Below are 22709 nucleotides of genomic sequence, written 5' to 3' on the forward strand. Positions count from 1 at the left end.
CAGTCTAATTTAAGTTTACCTGTTAGCTATAAGATTTAAGAAATAGTCTATCAACAATTTTGAACCGAGAGTTACAGCGATTAGAGAGAATTGAGAGAGAATCTAACAGTAGCGTTATTTTTAGCTAAAGAAGTGATAAATCCAGCGAGTTATCAGGATGCGCAGGATAATAGTATTGCAGCCGAAATTATTTCTTGGATGGGGATATCAATAGTCACGTCGATTTCACTTTTGGAACCGATATTTTATCGTTGCGATATTATTACCTAAAATTGCAGTGATATTTACTTCCCTTACAGTGATATCACTGTACCGACTAAGTTAAATATAACACTTTACAGGTTGGTGGTATTTAATAGCTGATTGAGAAAATGATCCAGTGCTCCAGCTATAAGTGTTCACTTTATTTATAATTTTCCCGAATTGGACGATTTATTAACTTCTAAGTCGATAATGATTCGCCGCCCTTAAATTGGCTGATATCAAGCCGGTGAAGAGTTACTTTTCGCCACAATGTGGTACGGCCGATTCCCAATAAGGTTGCCATTTCATTAAGCTGGCCCTGGCACACCAGCGCCGCCCGAATAATGGCCTGCCTTTCCAGTTCTTGCAGCGATAATACAGGTTGAGGTTGTGGCATATCAGGTTCCAGCAGCAGTTTTTCCCCCAGCAGGTGTTCCGGCAAGTCGTTGAGATGGATGCTGTTATTGCGACAGGCCATTGCCGCTCGCTCTACCACGCTTTTCAGCTCTTGATCGTTACCCGGCCACGGATATTGACGCAACTGGCGCATAACGCTGTCATCTGGTTGATACTGGCAGTGGAAGTGCTGCCCTAAGCTCGCCAGCGTATGTTGTACCAGCAGTGGGATATCCTGTTGGCGTTGGCGCAGCGGCGGAATATGTAATTCAAAAGATTGCAGCGTATAGAACAACTGGCGGCGAAAATGGCCTTGTTTCACCAATAGCGGCAGGTCTGCACCGGTGGCGGTAATAATTCGCACATCGACTGGGATCACCCGATTGGAGTTAATCCGCATGACCATGCCGGTTTTAACGATTTGCAGCAGCGCAGATTGCATCTCTGGCGACAGATATTCGACCTGCTCCAGGTACAGTGTACCGCCGTTAGCCAGCTCAAATTTACTGGGTTGGCCCGATTCCCCTTCGATGGCGTCACTACCAAGAAATTCCCGCGCCATAAGATTTTGCGGTAATGCCTGACAATTCAATACGATATAAGGGCCATCAGCGCGATCACTGGCATTATGGATTGCCTGCCCCAGTTGTTGCTTACCCACGCCTTCTTCGCCGTGCAGTAAAATCGGGTGACGGCCTTTAGCTGCTTGCTTGCCATAACGAACCAAGCGGCGCATCTCCAGCGAGGCTACCGGCATGTCATCAAATGTATAGCTGGCTCGCCCTAATTGGCTATGAACCATTCGCCTCAGTAATTCTTGCGGATGCAGTAAGGCAATGAAACCGCAACGGTCACCGTCTGGAATGGGTTTGAGCGTTAGCAGCGCGGAAATAAATTGCTGCTGATTTTCAAAAGTGACTTCCACATGGCTAAGTGGGTTGCGATGCAAAATAGCCTGGGTCAGTAACGCGGGCAAGGTGAGTAAATCGGTGACCGGCTTACCTAAACTATTGGTTTCATCGAGTTGTAAAATGGCGGCAGCGCGACGATTGAGATACAACAGGCAGCCGCGCTGATCCCACGCCATAACCCCATCTTCAACCCCATCGAGCAGGGCATTGAGTTCATTTAAATGACGGTTGGTTTCTGCCAGCAGGGAGTCGGCGTGAAGATAATTGCCAATTTCGCGGGCAATGGCTAATGTCAGCGGCAGGTCACTGGCGGCGTTATCTACCAGCTTGCTGCCCAAAACGATTACGGCCTGTTGACGGCCACTGTTATCATAGACTGGCGTGGCGCAAAATTGCCACGAATGCAGCGCCTGCTTAAAATGCTGCTGCCCACTGACTTGTATCGGATTGCCTTCAGCAATCGCCAACGCCGGAGCATTGGTGCCGATCAGCCCTTCAGCCCAGTAACTGCCGCAATCAATACCCAATTCACGTAACTGATTTAGAGTTTGCGGGTGACCGCATTGCCACAAGGTACAGCCACTTTCATCCAGAATCAGCAGTACGCAATGACGTGATTCCATGTATTCGTAGGCATCTTCCAATGCGGCCTGCCCGAGCACCAACAAGTCATTTTTACGCTGACAAATAGACTGAAATGTCGCGCCCGCAGCCCGGTGGGGCGCGCGCCATTGCTGAGCCTGCATCAGTTTCTGGCAGCGCTGCCAGGATCCCGCCAGCGCGGGGGTGGTGGCAGGTAGCCTCGTGTTACTCATTGAGCGCTTTGGAACCCGGATGCCGCCAATGAATTTGACCCGGCAGAATCAGCCGGTTTTGTGCCAATGGCGTCTCGTCGATCAAGGCAGTGACCATCTCGAAGCTATGACGTGCCAAGCCCTGACAATCCTGAGCGATGGTATCTATTCTCAGCGGCAAGCAATCAAACAGATAGTGATCGTCGAAACTGCACAGATGAATGTCGCTGCCCATTAGCTGATGTTGATTGAGGTAACGTAACACCCCTTCCAATAAGCCACAGGCGGCGGTAAACACCGCTTTCGGCGGGCGGCCTAGTTGCGCGCAGAGTTGGGCTATCATTTCATAACCGGAGCTTGGCAGATAATGCCCATTAAGGAGCCATTCCGGGCGGCACTCAACGCCAGCTTGTTGTAACCCTAACTGGAAACCGGCTAAGCGGTCACGGGTAGGGGAGATTCGTGGCTGGCCGCCGAGAAAGTAAAATTCATCAGGATGCTGGCGCGCGATATTTTCAACCAATGTGGCCGTTGAAGCGACAGAGTCAGTGATAACCAGCGGCAAGTCTGATTCACCAATCAACCGGTCCATCTGGACGACCGGCAGACGGGCATTAATTTTTTGATATTCAGCGTCATTGAGCTGGCTGGAGGCGACAATCAGGCCATCTACCTGACGTTGTACCAGGCTGTTCACTGCCATCATCTCCTGACCGGGATTCTCATCGGTACAGGCGATCAGCAGTTGCAGCCCGGCTTCGCGACACCGCATTTCCAGCTCGCGGGAAATCAGCGCGAAGCCGTGGTTGGTCATCTCTGGCACCACGAAACCCAGAGTGTGGCTCCGGGTTGAACGCAGTGAGCGGGCGTGAAAGCTGGGCTGATAGTTATGTTCATTAGCTAACGCAATAATACGATCCCGCGTTTCGTCTGAAACACGATATTCCTTACTACGCCCATTGAGCACCAGACTGGTGGTCGATTTCGACACCCCCGCCAGTTTAGCAATATCATTAATGGTAATTCGTTTATGATTTTTCACAGGGTGCATCGGTCGCCTTGAAAGATAACTCATTCTAACATGGGCGAAGACAACAACCAGTGTTGCAGACACAGTTCGGCATTTCCTTTGAAGATGGCGTGTGGTTGCCCGCTCGGGAAGTAACTACAGGTCATCACCCCCTCGCCCTGATTGATAAAGATTTCTATGCTGCAACGATCGCACAACAGTTGTAATTGTTGCAAATTACCGCGCCAGTAGCGGGATTCCTGCAATCCAGTGCGCAAATTGCGACGGCTTAGGGTGATACGCTCGCCATCCCATTCCAGTACTAATGTACCGCCCAATTCAAGAACAAAGGGGGCAGTGATATCCACGATGATTTCGGCACTGCTGATGGGCAGCGCGGGGGCGTCTGTAGCGCTGCCTTGCCATTGGCACGGTTCCCGACGTAATACTTGCAATTCGCGGGCCGGCTGTTGGATAACCTTCCCATTAACTAAACTCAGCTCGCGTGGGCAGGTCATGGTATGTATCCAGCCATAAGCGACCGTCGGTTTATACAGCTCATCTTCATCCGGAATGCCCATCCAGGCGAACAGCAGGCGGCGGCCATCGGCCGCCAGGGTAGTTTGTGGCGCGTAAAATTCGAAACCGGCATCTAACTCGTGGAAATCCTGATGGCTGAACTGTGCTTGCATATAATCTAATTTGCCCAGCAGATAACCGGCCTGAAAGGTATTACGGCAGCGCTCGGCCTTAGCAGGAAGCCCCTGGGGGCAGAAGAGAAGCACCTCCTGACCGCTTAATGTGAACAGGTCGGGGCATTCCCACATATAGCCGAACGGCCCTAGCCCGCCAAGGCCGGAACCGGCGATTTCCCCCAAGTTATGCCATTGATGCAAATCATCAGAACGCAACAGCAGCACTTTGCCCTGCATCAGCCTATCCTGCGCGCCTAACACCATGTACCACTGGCCGTCATGCCGCCACACTTTCGGATCACGGACATGGCCGGTATAGCCTGCGGGGAGGGGCAATATCGGTCCCAGCTTGTCGAATTCACCCTGTGAATTCTCCTGCGCCAGACATTGAAACGCGGTGCGAGAACCATCGGGATATTTCACATTACCGGTATAAATTAGGGTGATACGCCCCCCGACAATAACGGCAGAACCAGAATAACAGCCGTGACTTTCGTATTCCTCACTGGGAACCAGCGCCACAGGTTGATGTTCCCAGTGAACCAGATCGGTACTGCGCCAATGGCCCCAATATTTGCTACCGTGGCGGCAATCCAGCGGGTTCCATTGGTAAAATAAATGATAGTAACCAGCATGATAAATGAACCCATTTGGGTCATTCAGCAAGCCAATAACTGGTGACAGATGCCATTCTGGTCGATGCGGGTCTTGCGATGCGCGAACCTGACCGCGCATCACTGCCAGCGTGAGATGTTTCAACAAACGGGCTTCTTGCATTATTCGCTGTCCGTTTTGTATTTAAGTAGCAGAGAGATAATAAATGCCGTACCGAAGGCTATTACCAATCCAATCAGATAGTGAATAATTGAACTGCCTTGCACGATAGCAATGCCTGGGATACCGGTTAAGCCCACCGCCGTCATGTTGACATGATTCGCCACCACCCATGCCCCTCCTAATGCCCCCCCAGCCAGTGCAGCGAGGAACGGCTTGATAAAACGCAAGTTAATACCAAAAATTGCCGCTTCAGTGATCCCTAACATGGCAGAGAATGCTGATGGGATGGCAATGGCTTTGATTTTGGCATCGCGGGTTTTAAAGTAAACCGCCAGGCAAGCTCCCCCCTGCGCCACATTTGCCATCGACCAAATTGGCAGCAGGAAGTTAACACCGATATTCGGGTTACCCAGCAGCCCGGCTTCGATAGCATGAAAGCTGTGGTGGATACCGGTTATTACGATGACGGAATAGAGGCCGCCAAAGAGCAACCCGGCCAGCCATCCGGCGTGAGTAATCAGTGTGCTGAGTAGCAGCGAGATACCATCACCCAGCACCCGACCGGCAGGGCCGATGAATAACAGCGCAACGAAACCGGTAATGATCACGGTCAGAAAGGGCGTGAGAATCAAGTCCAGCGCATCCGGGATCATTTTGCGCAGGCGTTTTTCCAACAGACTCATAAACCACACCGCCAGAAGCACCGGGAACACGGTGCCCTGATAGCCAATCATCGCCACCTCCATGCCAAAGAAACTCATGGTATGGAAACCGCCCGCGACGCCCCAGGCATTCGTCAACGCAGGGTGAGTCAGAATACCGCCCAGTGTCGCGCCCAGATAAGGGTTGCCGCCAAACTCTTTAGCTGCGGTAAAACCAATTAAGATCGGCAGGATGATAAAGGCGGCGGAGCTGAACATGTCCAACATGATAAACAGCGCGCTGTCGGCATCGGCCCAGCCATAGGTTTTCACCATGCCAAGCAAGCCCATTAACAGGCCGGATGCCACGATAGCTGGAATTATCGGGACAAAAATATTGGATAGCAGGCGAGCAATACGCTGAAAAGGATTCAGTTTCCGCGCTGCCGCATCGGCGGCTTCAGATTTACTGGCTTCGTTTATATCTGCTACTTTAATAAATTCGGCATACACTTTATTGACTAATCCGGTGCCGAAAATGACCTGTAATTGCCCTGCATTACTGAAACAACCTTTGACGCCATCAAGTTTTTCTATTGCCGATTTTTGCACCAAAGAGTCATCGGCTAAAACCAAACGCAGGCGAGTGGCACAGTGTGCTGCGCTGACGATATTCTCTCTATCACCCAGCAATGGCAGCAGAGCCTTTACGGTCTCATTGATATTCATTATATCCCTCGCAAATGCATTCCAATTCCTGCGTGCCGAGCGTCGCTGTGGCCGCAGGTTGTATTGGTTGTTGTTTCCCACCGTGGGAAGGGGTTAGAACCAGGTTTCCATCTGGATGCCGAAGTTCCATTGCCCGCCAGCCGCAAAGTCATTTTTACCGAAAGCATCATCTTTGGCGTAGTTATCCAGATCGCGGCTCCAATCCATATAAGTGGCAAAGACACGTAGTTCTGGGCGGCTGAAGAAGTTACTGATATCACCGGCTTTAAAGGTCGGCGCGAAGGTCAATTTATAGAAACCGCCGCTAACTTTGTGATAATCCTTATAGCCTTGTGGCTCCAGATTCATGTATTGATAACTGCCTTCATAAGCCAACGCGAAGTTTTCCGTGATTTCCTGAATGAGACGGGCGTTGAATGTCACCCACTTATAGCTGTCGCCCTCGACGTAGCGATCTTGGCTTTGCTGCGCCAGTATCGCTGGGGCCAGCCGCCAGTTTTTACTCAGCGCGGTGGTGCCGTAAGTGGCTAAACGCCAGGTATCTGCGCCGCTGGTCAGATTACCATCGGCACCAATAGATTTAACTTCAGCCCCCAAGCCGCGGCCGTAGAGCAACGCCGTTTTCGAAGTACCGTCGCGCAGGCCATAGAAGCTGTCGCCGTGGTAAGCCAACATGCTGTGGATACCTTTATCTGCTGCATGTGTATTGACCGTTTCACCGCTATTTTGCCGAGCCTCGTTATCTTTGGCGCGCAACCCGCTGACCATCCACTGGAATGGGCCGGAATAGTTATTAGCGCTGAAAATATAGCTCTGAATATCACTATTCACATTCTCGATTTCGCCGTAGTTTCGGCCATACAACGAGAAGTTGCTCTTCAGATTATCTGTCCATTTGATGTCATAGATACCGCCCCCAGTACCGGCGAGGAACACCACGTCCGAATCCAGCCAGTGAATATCAAAGTTATCACGGTCAAAACGCTTACCGGCCCACAGGGTACTGTCTTTGAAAATGCCATTAAAAGTAGGGAGGGTACCCAACTCAACAAATGCCTGACGTATATTGAGATCACTGCTGTCTGCGGTCCAGTCGTTGTAGCTGCGTTGACCATCAGCCATCATGACTTTAAAGCGGGTTGTTGCACCGTTTTCCAGCCGCTGCTTTTTCTCCAGATTCACTTCAACATAGGTATCGGGTTCATTGCCTAAACGACCAATCGCCCCACCGGTGCTACCTGCCGGTGACACATAAGGGCCACCCTGTGTCCCGGTGCCGGAGTCATTCATCAGCAGGCCGGAACGGGCATAACCGTGGAATTCAAAACCGTTATCGCCCTGCGTTTTACTTTCTAACGGCTCTGTACGTTTAGCAACCTGAACGATTTTCTCTTCCGCTTGCTGCGTTCTGGTTTCTAGTTTTTGTGCCTGTTTTTCAGCAATTTCGGCGCGTACTTCTGCATTTTTCGCACGTTGCTCTGCGTGTTGCAATCGCTGCTCCAACGCATTAAGGCGGGCTTCGATATCACTATTTGAAACTGAAGATGGTGAGGCTGCTAAAGTTGTTGTGGCTGTATAAGAAAGAATAAGTCCTATTGATACAGCAAGATAGCTTGGTTTTATCATCATTTTTATATCACTCGGTATGTGATTGATTGTATTTTTGCTAAATAGCTAAACCGGTTTTTCTGGGCTAACATTAGGGAGATTATTTCCGATTAGCAAAACATTTTGCTAACCCGATTCAGCCAATGTGATCCAAGCTACAGATTGAATGATTTTGTCACGGAGAAAAGGCACAAGAGGGCGAGCCGGACGCTATTTTTGAGCACCCGGTGAGGAATTAAAGGATTAAGGATTAAGTTGCAGGAAATGCGCCAGCGCTGTGGCATTGGGTAAGGCTGTCATCGCCCCTTTAGCGGTGGTCGCCAGCGCACCACAGGCTTGTGCTTGATCGATAACCGCAGCCAGATCTATACCTTGATACCAATGGGGGGACTGCGCCAGCGCAGTCAGCAGACCGGCCACAAACGCGTCACCAGCCCCGGTGGTATCGATGGGGGTGATTTTTCGGCTTGGGTATTTTTGCAAACGATGGCGGTTATGTAGCCAAACGCCCTCTGCGCCCAACGTCACCAGCAGTAACTTACAGGAATAATCCGCCATAAACCGCGTCATCGCGGTAGCGATATCGTTATGAGGGCAGATAAAGTTCAGCTCCTCCAATGACAGTTTTACTACGTCTGCCAGTGCCAACGCTTGTTGCAGACAGGGGAGTAGTTCCTCTGGTTGACGCCAGATATCAGCACGAATATTGGGATCAAAACTGACCCATCCACCGGCAGATTTAATTCGACGCATTGCCTCAAATGCGGTGCTGCGACAGGGTTCCCGGCTCAGTGCGATAGAGCATAGGTGCAACCATTGATGTTGTTTAAATTCTGGTAAATCAGTCGGTTGTAGGAATAGATCTGCACTCGGTGTCACCATGAAGGTAAAGGTGCGCTCACCGTGCTGGTCTAAATCTACGACCACCGTTGAGGTATGGTGCTGTGAGTCCAGCGCCATAGCGCGGGTATCCACATTCTCCTGTTGCAATACTTGCTGCATAAAGTGGCCAAAACTATCGTCTCCGACACGGCCAATAAACGCACTTTTTCCACCTAAACGGCTAATGCCAACCGCTACATTGGCAGGCGCGCCGCCGGGACATTTAAGATAGCTATTTGAATTTTCAGGTACTAAATCGATAACGGCATCGCCTAAAACCCAAATTGTATTTTCCATGACAAACCCCTATTTTCTCCCATTTTGTTGATAGCTAAATTAGAAGAATCGGTTTAGCAAAGCAATAAAATAATCTGTTATAAGAAAAAACAGTGGCAGAAACAGGTATTCATTTATTGCATTAAATGATATTAATTATCATTATCATTAATTACTTGGTAAGGTATCTTTCATGTTTGGTCGTGTTATTGTCAGGTTTTTGGCATTAAAGAGGTACTGCAAATACGGCATTCATTACCATGAAAGGTACCTCTGTTAGGCTATTTTTAACCATAAGTTATACGTTGCCATATTGTGCTGCGACTCTAATCAATGATAACGGTGCTTTCTGATTAAATTCGTTGCATATAATTACAACCTATTGATTTAAGGAAGAATGTAGAATGATTATTGGATATAGATACATGGCGATAATACCTTGTAATCACAGCGGGAAAGACAAGCAAGTTGTGAGCGAAACACCCTCTACATCTGCTGATATTCAGAGGCAGTCTGAGCTGATTAAAGATAAAACAGGTATTGTTCCCGCGCATCTGCTTCGATTACAGCGAGCCGCCTGTGAACTTAATTGTATTATTGCTATTCGCCCGGTAGATAGGTTGGCAACAGAGCTGATTGAAGCAGGCCATCCTACTAAGGGTTTCCATATTAAGGGAAAAAGTGCCTCTTGGGGTGGGCAGGCTGGTTTTATCTGTGTAGACCAACGTTTTAGTAAGTTGGAGAATGAATCAGATGAACGCATCGCTAAATTCAACGAACAAGTGCGGCAGTGCATCAGTGATGGGGATGCTGTGGCTGTGCCGCTGGTTGTGACACAAAGCCGTCTCCAGACTTTATTGTACAGTGGTGCCATAGACCAGATTCCGCTCGAAAACCCCGATGGAATTCTCAGCCTGCAAGCCAGAGGTCTTAGCGATAAGAGTTATGCATTTGAAGCGAAGAAGTTATCGGGCAAGGGGGAAGTTCGATACCAGATTTTCCATAATGGCAAATCGATTGAAGTATTAGCGCCTACTATCAATGCATTACCCTTTACTGCCGATTATGATTTGCTGATGGTAGCCCCTCATATCAGTGATTTGGGTTCACAGGATAACTTACCCGTACCTGATGTTGCGCACCACGTATTTCGCCGACGGATAGATAAGTATAGCAAGCGGCCAGATGCGCCTGAGATACGCCAAGACTATGATAACCCGGCCAGTTTTTATCGCAAGGAAGACGGTGAGATTGGGAATGCATCGGAGCGCGTTCGTCAGATGATCCCGTACCTCAACGAGGCAGTCGTCGGCGATGGTGAAAAGGTGATTCATCATAATGTTGACTCCTCTAGCCCTGCTTCTGATCCGGCGGCCAATTATCCGGCAACCTTTATATTGCCAGTGCGGATCGGGCGTTTTGACGAGTTGTGTGTCATAGAAAATAAGGACGAATTGAGAGAGTTTGTGACCGAGGCTAAAAGGCATGGATACCATATGGTGATGAATCCTTTATGGGAACCTGACCTGCTTCAGATTCGTAATCCGCACTTTGAAGAAATGAGGCGTGAATTAATCTTAAAACTATAGTTTCAATAAGTTGAAGCTTTCTTTCTTGTTTACAGAAGAGCACGCGCGCTGTTGAAGTGGGAAAGGAAGTGCCCGGCAGATAGGAAATATCGGTAAATGAAATAGCACAATAACGCGATTAGGTATGATATAGGCTGGGTCTGCCGACTCATAAAGTGAGAGTCTGGGTCTCTATCTATGATGTTGAATAATAATCATTATTAATGTATTTGTTGATATTAAACTGTTTACTAAAAGTTTTAACGTGAATATTGGCGCTATCCACTCAGATAAATTTTATTTACCTATGGAAGATTTGGAGACTTATTGTTGTTTATGGTATGTGACTATTTAATAACGTAATAAGAGTGGAATATAATATCGGAGTATTGTGCTCAACTATTAATATACTAAAATAATAGCCAGGCAGACCTATAAGTCTGCCATTGATATTTTTTCAGGGTGACAATTCAACTTTTGATAGTTTTTTTCCGGCAAACGCAACTTTATTGCGGCCATCTTTTTTAGCCCGATAAAGTGCTTCATCAGCGGCTTTCAGTGATGAGGCCAAATCATAAGCCAGCAGTGGTGATATGCCGGCACTCAAGGTTACAGTCGTTGAGACTTTATGGTTGAAAACATGCGGAATATCAAGGCTTAAAACCCTTTGCCGCACTCGTTCAGCTAACTGGCTGGCATACTCTTCGCTCACATGTGTCAGTAATACCAGAAACTCTTCTCCACCATAACGCACCACAATATCCCGCGAGCGCACAGCATCACGGATGGCTGCGGCTACTCGCACTAAAGCCTGATCCCCCATAGTGTGGCCATAGTTGTCGTTATAGGCTTTAAAATGGTCGATATCGAGCAGCAATACGTAGTGATTTCCGGGTGATTGGGACAATAACGTTTCGAGTTTATTTTCCAGCCCACGGCGATTATACAAACTGGTCAGCGGATCTATCATGCTTAAATCGCTGAATTTCTCCCTCTCATTATAGAGGCGAGCGACCAGTTTTCGGGTAAAGTCATCGCTACGGCGCAGCATCAAATGATGTAAAGAGAAGCCAATCAACGGCAGCATAATCGTGAATAAGATTCGGAAAATGTTCTGGAAATCATCAAGTAAAATAACAGTTAATGCAGACGGTGCTGTGTGCAGGCAAAAAGCGAGAAAGTTATCAGACAGGGCAATGGTGCTGATAAAGAAAATCATAAACAAGCTAAGTAATAAGTAATTATTTTCATTACCACCCAGATATTCGTATTTGAGAATGATTTGCCACGCCCAAAGCATACCCATGATGATTGAAAATAAATTCAGTTTATCGACATAATTCTTCGAAATAAAAATAAAATAAGCGACAGCACTCAAGCTGATAATCGCGATCAGCACAACCGGTAATGTGATTGCGGGTGTTTTAGGTGATGGTAATATCATGCTAAAAATAGATGACGATGCATTGAGGAATAGAAAGAGTAGCAAAGAGAGCCGATGCTTACTTTTAAGAAGCTGATCGTAGGAATGGCTATTCATATTCAGTTCACTCTGCATAATGTCGTGCTGTCTGTAGACAAATAAACAATATCCTCATGAAGCCGAATTATTTAGGCATCACGATAAATAGTTTTTCTGAGTAATTATTTTTTCTGAAGCGTCTTGGTGCTTTTTTAGGAATTTTCTTAATCAAAATTACCATTTTTCGACCAGTCTGTCATCATGATGTCGATCAACTAAGCAAAATGATACATATATCGAGAAAAGGCACCCGACCTATCCCCATAAAAACCATCTGGGAATAGCGTTCTTCCAACCTGAAACTTCTCTCTGTGGAAGACAACAACATGGTGCAGATTGCTACAGAGTGATATATGATATTAGTTATCATTATCACTTGGGTGTCTGTCATTATGATTACAGCCAGATTAGCAGCTTACCGTTCGTGGGGGGTTATTGGGGGCTTGAGCCGTGGAATGTCCAGTGGGTGGGGGATATTGCTGCCTTTTGCTTTGCTACCGCTACTGGGATGGGCTGAGCTTACTGTTGGTCAGTTACGAATCCTGATAGTTCTCGCTATGTTGGCCACCATTAGCATGTTGTATCATGCACGGCTACGGCATTTTCTGTTGCTGCCATCATGTCTGGCGCTATTAAGTGGTTTGACGGCGGTGTTAATGCATAGCGAGATATACTGATATAACCGATTGAATTCTGAGGGGATATTGTCAAATGCAGGTGATTGCTATGGTTTTGAAATCATCGTGGTGCGAAGGGAGGGACTTGAACCCTCACGTCCGTAAGAACACTAACACCTGAAGCTAGCGCGTCTACCAATTCCGCCACCATCGCCCAAATGATTTCTTACTGCTTATACCGGTCATACTTCAAGCTGCATGTGCGTTGGCCGCCTGCCTGCAACTCCAATTATTTTGGGTATATCTTGAAAAGAGTGAAACTTAGGATTTATATCACCAGCTTGGTGCGAAGGGAGGGACTTGAACCCTCACGTCCGTAAGAACACTAACACCTGAAGCTAGCGCGTCTACCAATTCCGCCACCATCGCATGTGCTGTGCAATATAAATCTATACCTTTCGTATTTGAAACCGCAAGGGTGCTAGCGGCAACTCTCATTACTGTGGGCATATACTACAAGTCGCTTAAAAAGACTGTTTGGTGCGAAGGGAGGGACTTGAACCCTCACGTCCGTAAGAACACTAACACCTGAAGCTAGCGCGTCTACCAATTCCGCCACCATCGCGTACCGAAACATGACTTTTATATAGCAACTACGGAGGCGAATTCTAGAGATTTTCACGTTCAGGTCAATACTTATTTCCCCTAAGCGGGACGTTTGCTGTAAAAAGCGCCATATGTTGATCAATTGATTTGATTAATGGCACTTTTTTCATTTTATACTCCGGACTGCCTATCTCGTAGCATGGGAGGATAATGGGCGAATAACTCAACGAGCCAGTCAATCAGTACTCTGACTCTGGGAGCTAAAAAACGCCCTGGTGGAAACATGATAAACAGCGGCATCGCCGGTGGAGGGCAGTGGGGCAGGATTTCAATTAACTCGCCTTGTGCCAATTGGCTTTGAATACCTGGAGTGGGGGCTTGAATCAGCCCCAAACCTGCAACGCCGGCTGCAATATAGGCATCAGCACCACTGACACTCAAAATACCGGGTAATACGCGGGATTCAATTTTCCCCTGCTGGACAAACTCCAACGGATAATCGCGGTTATGAAAGCGTGAGAAATACCCCACCGCTTGATGACCTGCCAAATCGTCCAGCGATGTTGGCACCCCCTGTTTTGCCAGATACGCCGGTGACGCACAGGTGATTTGCGGTTGCTGACCAATATTACGCACCGCTAATTGCTCATCATGGGGCAGCCAGGCTCGTAATACGCAATCAACGCCTTCACGCATCAGATCAATGGTGCTGTCGTTGGCCCCGAGCATTAACGTAATGTGTGGATAGCGCTGATAAAAATCACTCAGCGCTGGGATGACCACATTACGGGCCAGCGAATGTGGCATATCAATGCGCACTTTGCCCTCAGGTTGCAGCCGCTGATGGCTGAACAGCGAATCTGCTTCTTCAAACGCCGACAGTAATTGCAGGCAGCGCTGGTAATACAGTGTGCCTTCAGCGGTGATATTCACCTGTCGGGTGGTGCGCACCAATAAGCGAACCCCTAGCCGCTGTTCTAGTCGTTTCAAGGTATGGCTAACGGTTGCCCGTGGTAATTGCAGCTTTTCTGCTGCGCGACTGAAACTGCCCAATTCAACAATGCGAACAAATATCCGCATCGCCTGTATTTGGTCCATGAATGCGCCCGCCTATTGTTGGTGTTTTTTGAACAGTGATGAGCAATCTGCATTATTTATCTTTCCTCGCTAAACAACCACACTTTCTTCTGACATCACTAACGGGGAATATCACAATGCAACAACGTCAATTAGGTTCGAACGGCCCGCTCGTCTCAGCGCTGGGGCTTGGCTGCATGGGGATGAGTGATTTTTACTCCACCAATCAGGATGTGAATGAATCCATTGCCACGCTGCATCGGGCGTTGGAGTTGGGCGTCACGCTGCTGGACACTGCGGATATGTATGGCCCGTTTACCAATGAAGAGTTGGTTGGAAGAGCCATTAAGGGCAAGCGTGAACAGGTCTTTCTGGCGACAAAATTTGGTATCGTGCGTGACCCGGCAGACCCGACGGTGCGAGGTGTCAGTAGCCGCCCTGACTATATTCGTCAGTCGGTTGAGGGTAGCTTGAAGCGGCTGGGCGTTGAGGTTATTGACCTTTACTATCAGCACCGTGGTGACCCCAGTGTGCCAATTGAAGATGTGATTGGCACGATGGCGGATTTAGTCACTGCGGGCAAAATTCGTTATATTGGGTTGAGTGAAGTCTCAGCGGCAACATTAGAGAAGGCCCATCAGGTGCATCCGATTACTGCGGTGCAAAGTGAGTACTCACTGTGGACTCGCGATGCGGAGAGTTCTGTGCTGGCCGCCTGCGAACGTTTAGGTGTGGGTTTTGTGGCTTATAGCCCGCTGGGGCGAGGTTTTCTAACCGGTGCTATTCGCCACCCGGAAGACTTGGCTGCTGACGATTTTCGTCGCCATAACCCACGGTTTCAAGGTGATAATTTTACCCTGAATCTGGCTCTGGCTGATGCGGTGGTTGAAATGGCTGGCGAAAAGGGGATTAAACCATCGCAACTGGCACTGGCATGGGTGTTGGCGCAGGGGAAACACATTGTGCCGATCCCTGGGACTAAACGGCGTGCTTATCTGGAAGAGAATCTGACGGCATTAGCGGTGGTGCTTAGCGCGCAGGAGCTGGCGGCGCTTGATGCGGTATTCCCATTCCATGCCGCAGCGGGTGAACGCTACGGCGCGGAAGGGATGAGTCATCTTAACGCCTGATATTAACGTTTTTTCTTAGCATCTCGTGGCGGGCGGCCAACAGTTGCTTGATAGACCTTAAAACGGCCATTTTGCGCCAGCACTTCATGGCTGCCAAACGCGGCATCCAACAGTGCAGGGTAAGGCAAGAACGAGTTCGCCACGATCCGCAATTTACCGCCAACATGCAGATGCGCGGTAGCACCTCGGATCAGCATTTCAGCCGCCGTCAGGCTGGTTTGAATCCCATCATGGAACGGTGGATTGGAGATAATCATCTCGAAGCGGCCTTTAATGTCAGTGTAGACATTGCTGGCAATCACTTGCGCGTCGATGTTATTCGCCGCCAATGTTGCCCGGCTGGCTTCAATAGCTGCCGCAGATACATCGCTGAGTGTCCATTTGATTTTTGGCGATTGCTGCGCCAAAACAGAGGCTAGCACCCCGGCACCACAGCCGAGATCCAACACGCTGCCTTTAAACGGTTCGCTGAAAGTAGACAGCAACAGATGGCTGCCTGAATCCAGTGAGTCACGGCTGAAGACACCTGGCAAGGTTTTGACTGTCACGTCACCGACCTGATAACTACCCCACCAGGCATCGGCATCAAATTCAGGCTGCTTATCCAAACGGCCATGATACAAGCCACAGCGACGGGCACTGTCTATTTTGGTCAACTGGGCGAAATCAGACAGCATTTCTTCTGCGCTACGTACACCGCTACGGTTTTCGCCCACCACAAAGATATCGGTGCCGACCGGCAGTAGAGAAAGCAGATTGGCTAACTGGAATTGGGCTTCTTGCTTGCTTTTTGGCCAGTAGTAAATCAGCGTATCGCAGCTAGCCACAATTTCGGTAGTCGCCAAAAGACCGAATTGCACATTCTCTTCCAGCGTATTGCTCAGTAATTGCCAGTGGTGATATTGATTGGTGTGAACCCGTATCCCGGCTGCTTCAAACTGCGCTGGCAGCGCATCTTGTAAATCACCGGCGAACAATACGTGGCGGGCTATAAATTCATCACTATGGCGCAGTATTACTTCACTGGCTGGGGTTAATGCTGACATCAGTCGTTGGCTCCTTAAGAATATGATCGGGGATTATAGAGGTTTGTTGGCGCATGTTCGATGGGTTTGCTAGCATAGCGTCGAATTAAGGGGCAGTCTGACAGGAAATAGCATGGCATCGAGACGAGACTTGCTGTTACAACAGCTAGGCATCACGCAGTGGACATTGCGCCGCCCGGCTGTTTTGCAGGGTGAAATTGCAATACGTCTGCCCGAAGATACCCGCCTGCTAATTGTGGCACAGCAGTTACCTGAACAGGATGACCCCTTACTGTACGATGTGTTACACAGCCTGGGGTTAACTCCCCGTCAAGCTTATGCGCTGACGCCGGAACAGGTGGAGATGTTGCCACAAGATACGCAGTGTAACAGTTGGCGATTGGGTATCAGCGAACCGCTTGCGGTCGTGGGTGCGCAGTTACATAGCCCGGCTCTGACCGGACTTTATCAAGACGCGAGCGCGAAGCGCGCACTTTGGCAGCAGATTTGTCATCATGAAGCAGATTTCTATCCTGACGCCAGCCGATCTGGCCACAGCGTATAAAATTGAACAAGCCAGCCACGCTTTCCCGTGGACGGAAAAAACCTTAGCCAGCAATCAAGGTGATCGTTATTTCAATGTTAAGTTGAGTGCCGGTCAGCAGATGGTGGGTTTCGCCATTAGCCAAATTGTCTTGGACGAAGCCACGCTGTTTAATATCGCCATTGATCCGCAGCATCAGCGTCAGGGTTATGGCCGTTTACTGCTTGAATATGTGATTGAACAGTTAGGCGCGCGTGATGTTTTTACGCTTTGGCTTGAAGTCCGGGCCTCAAATGCACGCGCCATTGCCCTGTATGAGAGTTTGGGTTTTAACGAAGTCTCTGTGCGTCGTAACTATTACCCGAGTGTGAATGGGCGTGAGGATGCCATTATGATGGCTCTGCCGATGGGATAGTGCCGTTTTGACGGCTGTTTTTCTCGAAAAACGAGCGTCTATCTTGAAAAAATTGTCTATCTTGCATAAATCAGGGAAAATACCGCGCTATAACCGCTTAGCGCCATAATCAATGCCTCGCTTTGCCTGGGCTTCATATCAAATAAGATTGAAGAACAGAGCAGGGTGGCCTAAAAGTAGAATTTCAAACTATGTCTCCTAGTGAATATGCACAGGAAGTTGCGAAAAGACGTACTTTCGCGATCATTTCCCACCCCGATGCCGGTAAAACCACCATTACCGAAAAAGTGTTACTTTTCGGGAACGCCATTCAGACTGCCGGTACGGTAAAAGGCCGTGGCTCAAGCCATCATGCTAAATCTGACTGGATGGAAATGGAGAAGCAACGTGGTATCTCCATCACCACCTCAGTGATGCAGTTCCCTTACGGCGGTTGTCTGGTCAACTTGCTCGATACCCCGGGGCATGAAGATTTCTCCGAAGATACCTATCGTACTTTAACTGCGGTTGACTGCTGTTTGATGGTGATTGATGCCGCCAAAGGGGTCGAAGACCGGACGCGCAAACTGATGGAAGTCACCCGTCTGCGCGATACGCCAATTCTGACCTTTATGAACAAATTGGACCGCGATATTCGTGATCCGATGGAAGTGCTGGATGAAGTGGAACGTGAGCTGAAAATTGCTTGTTCCCCCATCACCTGGCCGATTGGTTGCGGTAAGTTGTTTAAAGGGGTTTACCACCTTTATAAAGATGAAACTTACCTGTACCAGACCGGTAAGGGCCACACGATTCAAGAAGTGCGCATCGTCAAGGGGCTGAACAATCCAGACTTGGATATCGCGGTTGGTGAAGACCTGGCTAAACAGTTCCGTCAAGAGCTTGAGCTGGTGCAGGGCGCGTCGCATGAATTTGAGCATGAAGCCTTCTTATCGGGCGATTTAACGCCGGTATTCTTCGGCACGGCACTGGGCAACTTTGGTGTCGACCATATGCTGGATGGCTTGGTTGAATGGGCACCGGCCCCGATGCCGCGTAAAACCGATACCCGTGAAGTGGTGGCTTCTGAACCAAAATTCACCGGGTTTGTGTTTAAAATTCAAGCCAATATGGACCCGAAACATCGTGACCGCGTTGCTTTTATGCGCGTAGTTTCAGGCCGCTTTGAGAAAGGCATGAAGCTGCGCCAGGTGCGCACCAAAAAAGACGTGGTGATTTCAGACGCACTGACCTTTATGGCGGGTGACCGCTCTCACCTTGACGAAGCTTTTGCTGGCGATATCATTGGCTTGCATAACCACGGCACGATTCAGATTGGTGATACCTTCACGCAAGGCGAAGACATGAAGTTCACCGGTATTCCGAACTTTGCACCGGAATTGTTCCGTCGTATCCGTCTGCGTGACCCGCTGAGGCAGAAACAGTTATTAAAAGGGCTGGTTCAGTTGTCAGAAGAAGGGGCTGTGCAGGTGTTCCGCCCGTTGACCAACAATGATCTGATTGTGGGCGCGGTTGGGGTGTTGCAGTTTGAAGTGGTTTCTTCACGACTGAAAAGTGAATACAACGTGGAAGCGGTGTATGAATCGGTTAACGTCTCGACTGCCCGCTGGGTTGAATGTGACGATGTGAAGAAGTTCGAAGAGTTTAAACGTAAGAATGAGCTTAACCTGGCTTTAGACGGTGGTGATAATTTGAGCTATATCGCCCCAACGATGGTAAATCTCAATATTACGCAAGAACGTTATCCGGAAGTGCGTTTCCGTAAAACTCGCGAACATTAATCAAGCCGCAAGCCGCATTCTATCGGGGTACTCAGTGCCCCGATTCATTAATTACCCTCACCACTTTCTCTCTAAGATTACTCCTACTTAGATGCGAGATTCCTGTTTTAATCCTATTCTGACTGTTATTTTGCTGAAATGCTCTATCTTTATTGGGTAGCCGCAGGATTGACTTGCATTAAACTTAAGTCGGTTATCCTGTAATAATCGTAAAGTATTCATTAAATTTCCACCCATATAAGGTGGAGTAAGAATCCGAAAATTGAGACGTTACTCTGGTTTGGGTTCATAACAATGAAGGAAGAAATCGATGACAAACACAAAACTTTCCCGTTCAGTCATGGCTGTTGTTTTAGGTTCCGCCCTTCTCAGCGGCAGTGTGTTAGCAGAAGACACGATGATGAATAAAGCATCTAGCGCTGTGGACAGCACCGGTGCCAAAATCGATAGCTCCATGAAGAAAGTAGATAACTACATGGGAGACAGTGCTGCAACCGCGAAGGTAAAAAGCGCGTTGCTGGAAGAAAAATCCCTTAAAAGCACTGATATTTCAGTCGAAACGAATCACGGTGTGGTTACCTTGAGTGGTTTTGTTGGCACTCAGGCTGAAGCTAAGACCGCAGTTGAAATTGCCAGCAATATCGAAGGCGTTAAATCTGTCAGCGATAAACTGCATGTGAAAGATCAAAAATCACAATCAGTCAGTGAATATGCCGGTGATGCTGCGACCACCAGTTCGATAAAAGCCAAATTACTGGCAGACGACATCGTACCGTCACGTAAAATCACTGTAGAAACGACCGATGGTGTGGTGCTGCTGACCGGTAATGTTGAAAATAAAGCCCAGTCCGACCGTGCTGAAAGTATTGTCAAAGCCGTTGATGGCGTGAAAAGCGTCAAAAACGATCTGAGCATCAAGCCTTAATTATTAGGCTGATGGGTATTTCGGGGGCGACAATATAGCCCACGAAATACCCTCTAATAAGTCAGCCAAATAATTTATCCAGAATAATCCAAATAATACGACTTCTGTCAAATAAGCTACTGTTAAATAGACACAGGTGGTTAAAGAGTGATTTTTAAACGCAGGTTTACGACGTCATTTTTTTAAACGGGAAGGAGAAGCTTATGTTTCGCTGGGGCATTATATTTCTGGTTATCGCATTAATTGCTGCGGCATTAGGTTTCGGTGGGCTAGCCGGTACGGCAGCATGGGCCGCCAAAGTTGTTTTCGTCGTGGGTATCGTTCTATTTCTCATCAGTTTGTTTACAGGCCGTAAGCGCCTTTAGATGCGCCAGAGGGTTACAGCAAAGGGTAAGAAAGGGTATTCTCGAACCCTGTTGTAACGTTTGAAGGATGAATGGTGGGATACAGAATACCTATCACGCTCGGTAATATAGAGCCACTCGCCTATAAACCATATCAGCCCGGAAAAATGGCGTTGGTGTGTGAAGGGGGCGGGCAGCGGGGGATTTTTACAGCCGGAGTGCTGGACGAGTTTCAACGCGCCCGCTTTAACCCTTTTGATTTAATGATAGGCACCTCCGCAGGGGCGCAAAATCTTTCAGCATTTATCTGTGGCCAGCCCGGTTATGCCCGCCGCGTTATCACGCGTTACACCACAACGGCTAATTTCTTTAATCCGCTACGGTTTGTCCGTGGTGGTCATCTCATTGATCTTGATTGGCTGGTGGATATCACTTCTCAGCAACTCCCCTTAGCGATGGAACATGCCGAACAGCAGTTACGCAATGGCCGCGAATTCCTGATGTGTGCCTGTCGTAGTGATGATTTCGAACCCACGTATATCACCCCCACCAGAGAGAGCTGGCTGTCTGCGATTAAAGCTTCCAGTGCTATTCCTGGTTTATATCGCCAAGGGGTGGATTTAGACGGTGTCAGTTATCAGGACGGCGGCATCAGCGATGCAATCCCGGTTGAAGAAGCTTATCGTCGTGGTGCGGATACCATTGTGGTTATCCGTACCGTGCCGTCGCAGACTTACTACACGCCGCAGTGGATGAAGCGGATGGAGCATTGGCTGAGTGAAAGTAGCTTGCAACAATTGGTGCGGATTATGCAACAGCACGAGCAGAGCTATCACCGCATTCAACAATTTATTGAGAACCCACCGGATGACCTACGGATTTTCGAGATTTTCCCGCCGAAACCGCTCGCCAGTAATGCCTTAGGGAGCCGTGTTGCTGCGCTGAATCGCGATTATCATTTAGGCCGCCGTTGTGGTCGTTATTTTCTGGCAACCGTCGGACACTGGCTCATGCCGCGCGAGCCGTTGGAACAGGCCGACATCAACAGCAGCAAAACCTCGATTTCGTTATCCCGCCGTCTTATTCAGCCACAAGATATTCTCCAACCGGATGCGATGGTTGAATTAATCGAAACGGAGGATTTAGCCACGGCATCTGATATCGTTCATGCATCGGATGTTATGCCATCGGCGAATAACAAAAAAATGACCGGGCATTTGCATCCGGCGGCCATGACAGTGACAGACAGCGGGTTGATCATTCCCGCCACCACACGGAACAAAACCCAGCGGCTACCTGCGGATATTATGTTGCCGGCCCATCAAGCAAAGGCCAAAGGTGATTCTGCGTCATGACATCACCCTATTTTATCGATACCCATTGTCATTTTGATTTTCCGCCCTTTACTGGCACAGAAACGGCCAGCTTGCTGAGTGCTGCGCAGGCTAATGTCCGGCAGTTGATTGTGCCCGCCGTTAGTGCGGCTTATTTTTCCCGTATTTTAGCGTTGGCGGCCAACTATCCGCCACTGTTTGCCGCGTTGGGGATGCATCCACTCTATATTGCTCAGCATCAGGAGGCAGATTTGGCGATATTGGCATCTCACCTGATGAATAAGCCGCAAAAGCTGGTGGCCGTCGGGGAGATTGGCCTGGATCTCTATATGGATGAGCCACAGTATCCCCGTCAGTTGACGCTATTGAAGGCTCAACTAACGTTGGCGAAACAGTATGATTTACCGGTTATTTTGCATTCACGGCGTTCGCACGACCAGTTGGCTTCTGTACTGCGCAAGGCGGCATTACCCCGCACCGGTGTTGTACACGGCTTCGCTGGCAGTTTGTCGCAGGCACTGGCATTTATTCGCTTGGGCTATTATATCGGCGTGGGTGGGACGATTACTTATGAGCGAGCGCAGAAAACCCGCAAGGTAATGGCTGAATTACCCCTGTCTGCACTGTTATTAGAAACTGACGCTCCAGATATGCCACTGGCAGGTTTTCAGGGTCAACCCAATCGGCCTGAGCGCGCGGCTGATGTATTTAACGTATTGTGCGAGTTACGTCCGGAAGATCCGCTTGAGATTGCCCGGCACTTATTGGAAAACAGTCAGCGTGTGTTTCCATTGCTGTTCGTCGATAAACCTCTGCTTTAGCTTAAACGTGCCGATTGAAATATAAATATCACGCTAATT

The 22709-nt window shown here is 48.7% G+C and carries 19 protein-coding genes and 3 tRNA genes; 10 read left to right on the plus strand and 12 right to left on the minus strand.

The genetic code is table 11. The features are described 5' to 3' along the window. Nucleotides 1–442: 442 nt before the first annotated feature. The 6 genes from dhaR to AT01_RS15145 form a co-directional block, all read right to left on the minus strand. On the minus strand, nucleotides 443–2365 hold the full coding sequence (gene dhaR, locus AT01_RS15120) for a dihydroxyacetone kinase operon transcriptional regulator DhaR (protein WP_042547719.1): 1923 nt from the start codon (nucleotides 2363–2365) through the stop codon (nucleotides 443–445). Then, on the minus strand, nucleotides 2358–3386 hold the full coding sequence (locus AT01_RS15125) for a LacI family DNA-binding transcriptional regulator (RefSeq protein WP_082039774.1): 1029 nt from the start codon (nucleotides 3384–3386) through the stop codon (nucleotides 2358–2360). The genes dhaR and AT01_RS15125 overlap by 8 nt, the downstream gene beginning before the upstream one ends. A gap of 29 nt (nucleotides 3387–3415) precedes the next feature. Then, the gene (locus tag AT01_RS15130) at nucleotides 3416–4825 is read right to left on the minus strand and encodes a sucrose-6-phosphate hydrolase (RefSeq protein ID WP_042547721.1); all 1410 of its coding nucleotides are present in this window, start codon (nucleotides 4823–4825) and stop codon (nucleotides 3416–3418) included. Then, nucleotides 4825–6195 carry a sucrose-specific PTS transporter subunit IIBC gene (locus tag AT01_RS15135; protein WP_042547722.1) on the minus strand — a complete coding sequence of 457 codons (1371 nt, stop codon included), beginning with the start codon at nucleotides 6193–6195 and terminating at the stop codon, nucleotides 4825–4827. Before AT01_RS15135 ends, AT01_RS15130 begins: the two co-directional genes overlap by 1 nt. 93 nt (nucleotides 6196–6288) lie before the next feature. Continuing rightward, nucleotides 6289–7824: a carbohydrate porin gene (locus AT01_RS15140; protein ID WP_071841533.1), complete on the minus strand. Its 1536-nt coding sequence runs from the start codon at nucleotides 7822–7824 to the stop codon at nucleotides 6289–6291. Nucleotides 7825–8046: 222 nt separating this feature from the next. Then, on the minus strand, nucleotides 8047–8982 hold the full coding sequence (locus AT01_RS15145; protein WP_042547723.1) for an aminoimidazole riboside kinase: 936 nt from the start codon (nucleotides 8980–8982) through the stop codon (nucleotides 8047–8049). 383 nt (nucleotides 8983–9365) lie between these two features. Here AT01_RS15145 and AT01_RS15150 point away from each other — a divergent pair, with 383 nt between their 5' ends. Beyond that, nucleotides 9366–10550, plus strand: a complete 1185-nt coding sequence (locus AT01_RS15150; RefSeq protein WP_235427153.1) for a CyaA/EF/ExoY family adenylyl cyclase toxin — start codon at nucleotides 9366–9368, stop codon at nucleotides 10548–10550. Nucleotides 10551–10986: 436 nt separating this feature from the next. Here AT01_RS15150 and AT01_RS15155 read toward each other — a convergent pair whose 3' ends face one another. Further along, on the minus strand, nucleotides 10987–12087 hold the full coding sequence (locus AT01_RS15155) for a GGDEF domain-containing protein (RefSeq protein WP_042547725.1): 1101 nt from the start codon (nucleotides 12085–12087) through the stop codon (nucleotides 10987–10989). A gap of 356 nt (nucleotides 12088–12443) precedes the next feature. On the opposite strand from AT01_RS15155, the gene AT01_RS15160 reads away from it, so the two are divergent. After that, entirely contained in the window at nucleotides 12444–12728 is a 285-nt protein-coding gene (locus AT01_RS15160) for a DUF1435 family protein (protein WP_042548656.1), read from the plus strand. Nucleotides 12729–12795: 67 nt separating this feature from the next. On the opposite strand, the gene AT01_RS15165 is transcribed toward AT01_RS15160, so the two are convergent. From AT01_RS15165 to AT01_RS15180, 4 genes are all read right to left on the minus strand, one after another. Beyond that, a tRNA-Leu gene (locus AT01_RS15165) sits at nucleotides 12796–12882 on the minus strand. 128 nt (nucleotides 12883–13010) lie between these two features. Continuing rightward, nucleotides 13011–13097 (minus strand) — tRNA-Leu (locus AT01_RS15170). 109 nt (nucleotides 13098–13206) lie between these two features. Then, a tRNA-Leu gene (locus AT01_RS15175) sits at nucleotides 13207–13293 on the minus strand. A gap of 152 nt (nucleotides 13294–13445) precedes the next feature. Continuing rightward, a complete protein-coding gene (locus AT01_RS15180; protein ID WP_042547726.1) occupies nucleotides 13446–14372 on the minus strand; it encodes a LysR family transcriptional regulator in 927 nt (308 codons plus the stop codon). A 116-nt stretch (nucleotides 14373–14488) separates the two neighbouring features. On the opposite strand from AT01_RS15180, the gene AT01_RS15185 reads away from it, so the two are divergent. Then, nucleotides 14489–15481 carry an aldo/keto reductase gene (locus AT01_RS15185; RefSeq protein ID WP_042547727.1) on the plus strand — a complete coding sequence of 331 codons (993 nt, stop codon included), beginning with the start codon at nucleotides 14489–14491 and terminating at the stop codon, nucleotides 15479–15481. 2 nt (nucleotides 15482–15483) lie between these two features. Here AT01_RS15185 and rsmC read toward each other — a convergent pair whose 3' ends face one another. After that, nucleotides 15484–16527, minus strand: coding sequence for a 16S rRNA (guanine(1207)-N(2))-methyltransferase RsmC (gene rsmC / locus AT01_RS15190; protein ID WP_042547728.1), 1044 nt, complete (start codon nucleotides 16525–16527; stop codon nucleotides 15484–15486). Nucleotides 16528–16639: 112 nt separating this feature from the next. On the opposite strand from rsmC, the gene AT01_RS15195 reads away from it, so the two are divergent. From AT01_RS15195 to AT01_RS15220, 7 genes are all read left to right on the plus strand, one after another. Continuing rightward, on the plus strand, nucleotides 16640–17071 hold the full coding sequence (locus tag AT01_RS15195; protein ID WP_042547729.1) for a DNA polymerase III subunit psi: 432 nt from the start codon (nucleotides 16640–16642) through the stop codon (nucleotides 17069–17071). Beyond that, the gene (gene rimI, locus AT01_RS15200) at nucleotides 17022–17465 is read left to right on the plus strand and encodes a ribosomal protein S18-alanine N-acetyltransferase (protein WP_042547730.1); all 444 of its coding nucleotides are present in this window, start codon (nucleotides 17022–17024) and stop codon (nucleotides 17463–17465) included. Before AT01_RS15195 ends, rimI begins: the two co-directional genes overlap by 50 nt. 191 nt (nucleotides 17466–17656) lie before the next feature. After that, the gene (prfC, locus tag AT01_RS15205; RefSeq protein ID WP_004701905.1) at nucleotides 17657–19246 is read left to right on the plus strand and encodes a peptide chain release factor 3; all 1590 of its coding nucleotides are present in this window, start codon (nucleotides 17657–17659) and stop codon (nucleotides 19244–19246) included. Nucleotides 19247–19556: 310 nt separating this feature from the next. Next, the gene (gene osmY / locus AT01_RS15210) at nucleotides 19557–20171 is read left to right on the plus strand and encodes a molecular chaperone OsmY (RefSeq protein ID WP_042547731.1); all 615 of its coding nucleotides are present in this window, start codon (nucleotides 19557–19559) and stop codon (nucleotides 20169–20171) included. A gap of 203 nt (nucleotides 20172–20374) precedes the next feature. Next, the gene (locus AT01_RS20985; protein WP_004701908.1) at nucleotides 20375–20536 is read left to right on the plus strand and encodes a DUF1328 domain-containing protein; all 162 of its coding nucleotides are present in this window, start codon (nucleotides 20375–20377) and stop codon (nucleotides 20534–20536) included. A gap of 71 nt (nucleotides 20537–20607) precedes the next feature. Then, on the plus strand, nucleotides 20608–21870 hold the full coding sequence (locus tag AT01_RS15215; protein WP_042547732.1) for a patatin-like phospholipase family protein: 1263 nt from the start codon (nucleotides 20608–20610) through the stop codon (nucleotides 21868–21870). Further along, nucleotides 21867–22670 carry a TatD family hydrolase gene (locus AT01_RS15220; RefSeq protein WP_042547733.1) on the plus strand — a complete coding sequence of 268 codons (804 nt, stop codon included), beginning with the start codon at nucleotides 21867–21869 and terminating at the stop codon, nucleotides 22668–22670. Before AT01_RS15215 ends, AT01_RS15220 begins: the two co-directional genes overlap by 4 nt. Nucleotides 22671–22709 lie beyond the last annotated feature (39 nt).

This window comes from Yersinia aldovae 670-83 (assembly GCF_000834395.1).
GTDB lineage: Bacteria > Pseudomonadota > Gammaproteobacteria > Enterobacterales > Enterobacteriaceae > Yersinia > Yersinia aldovae.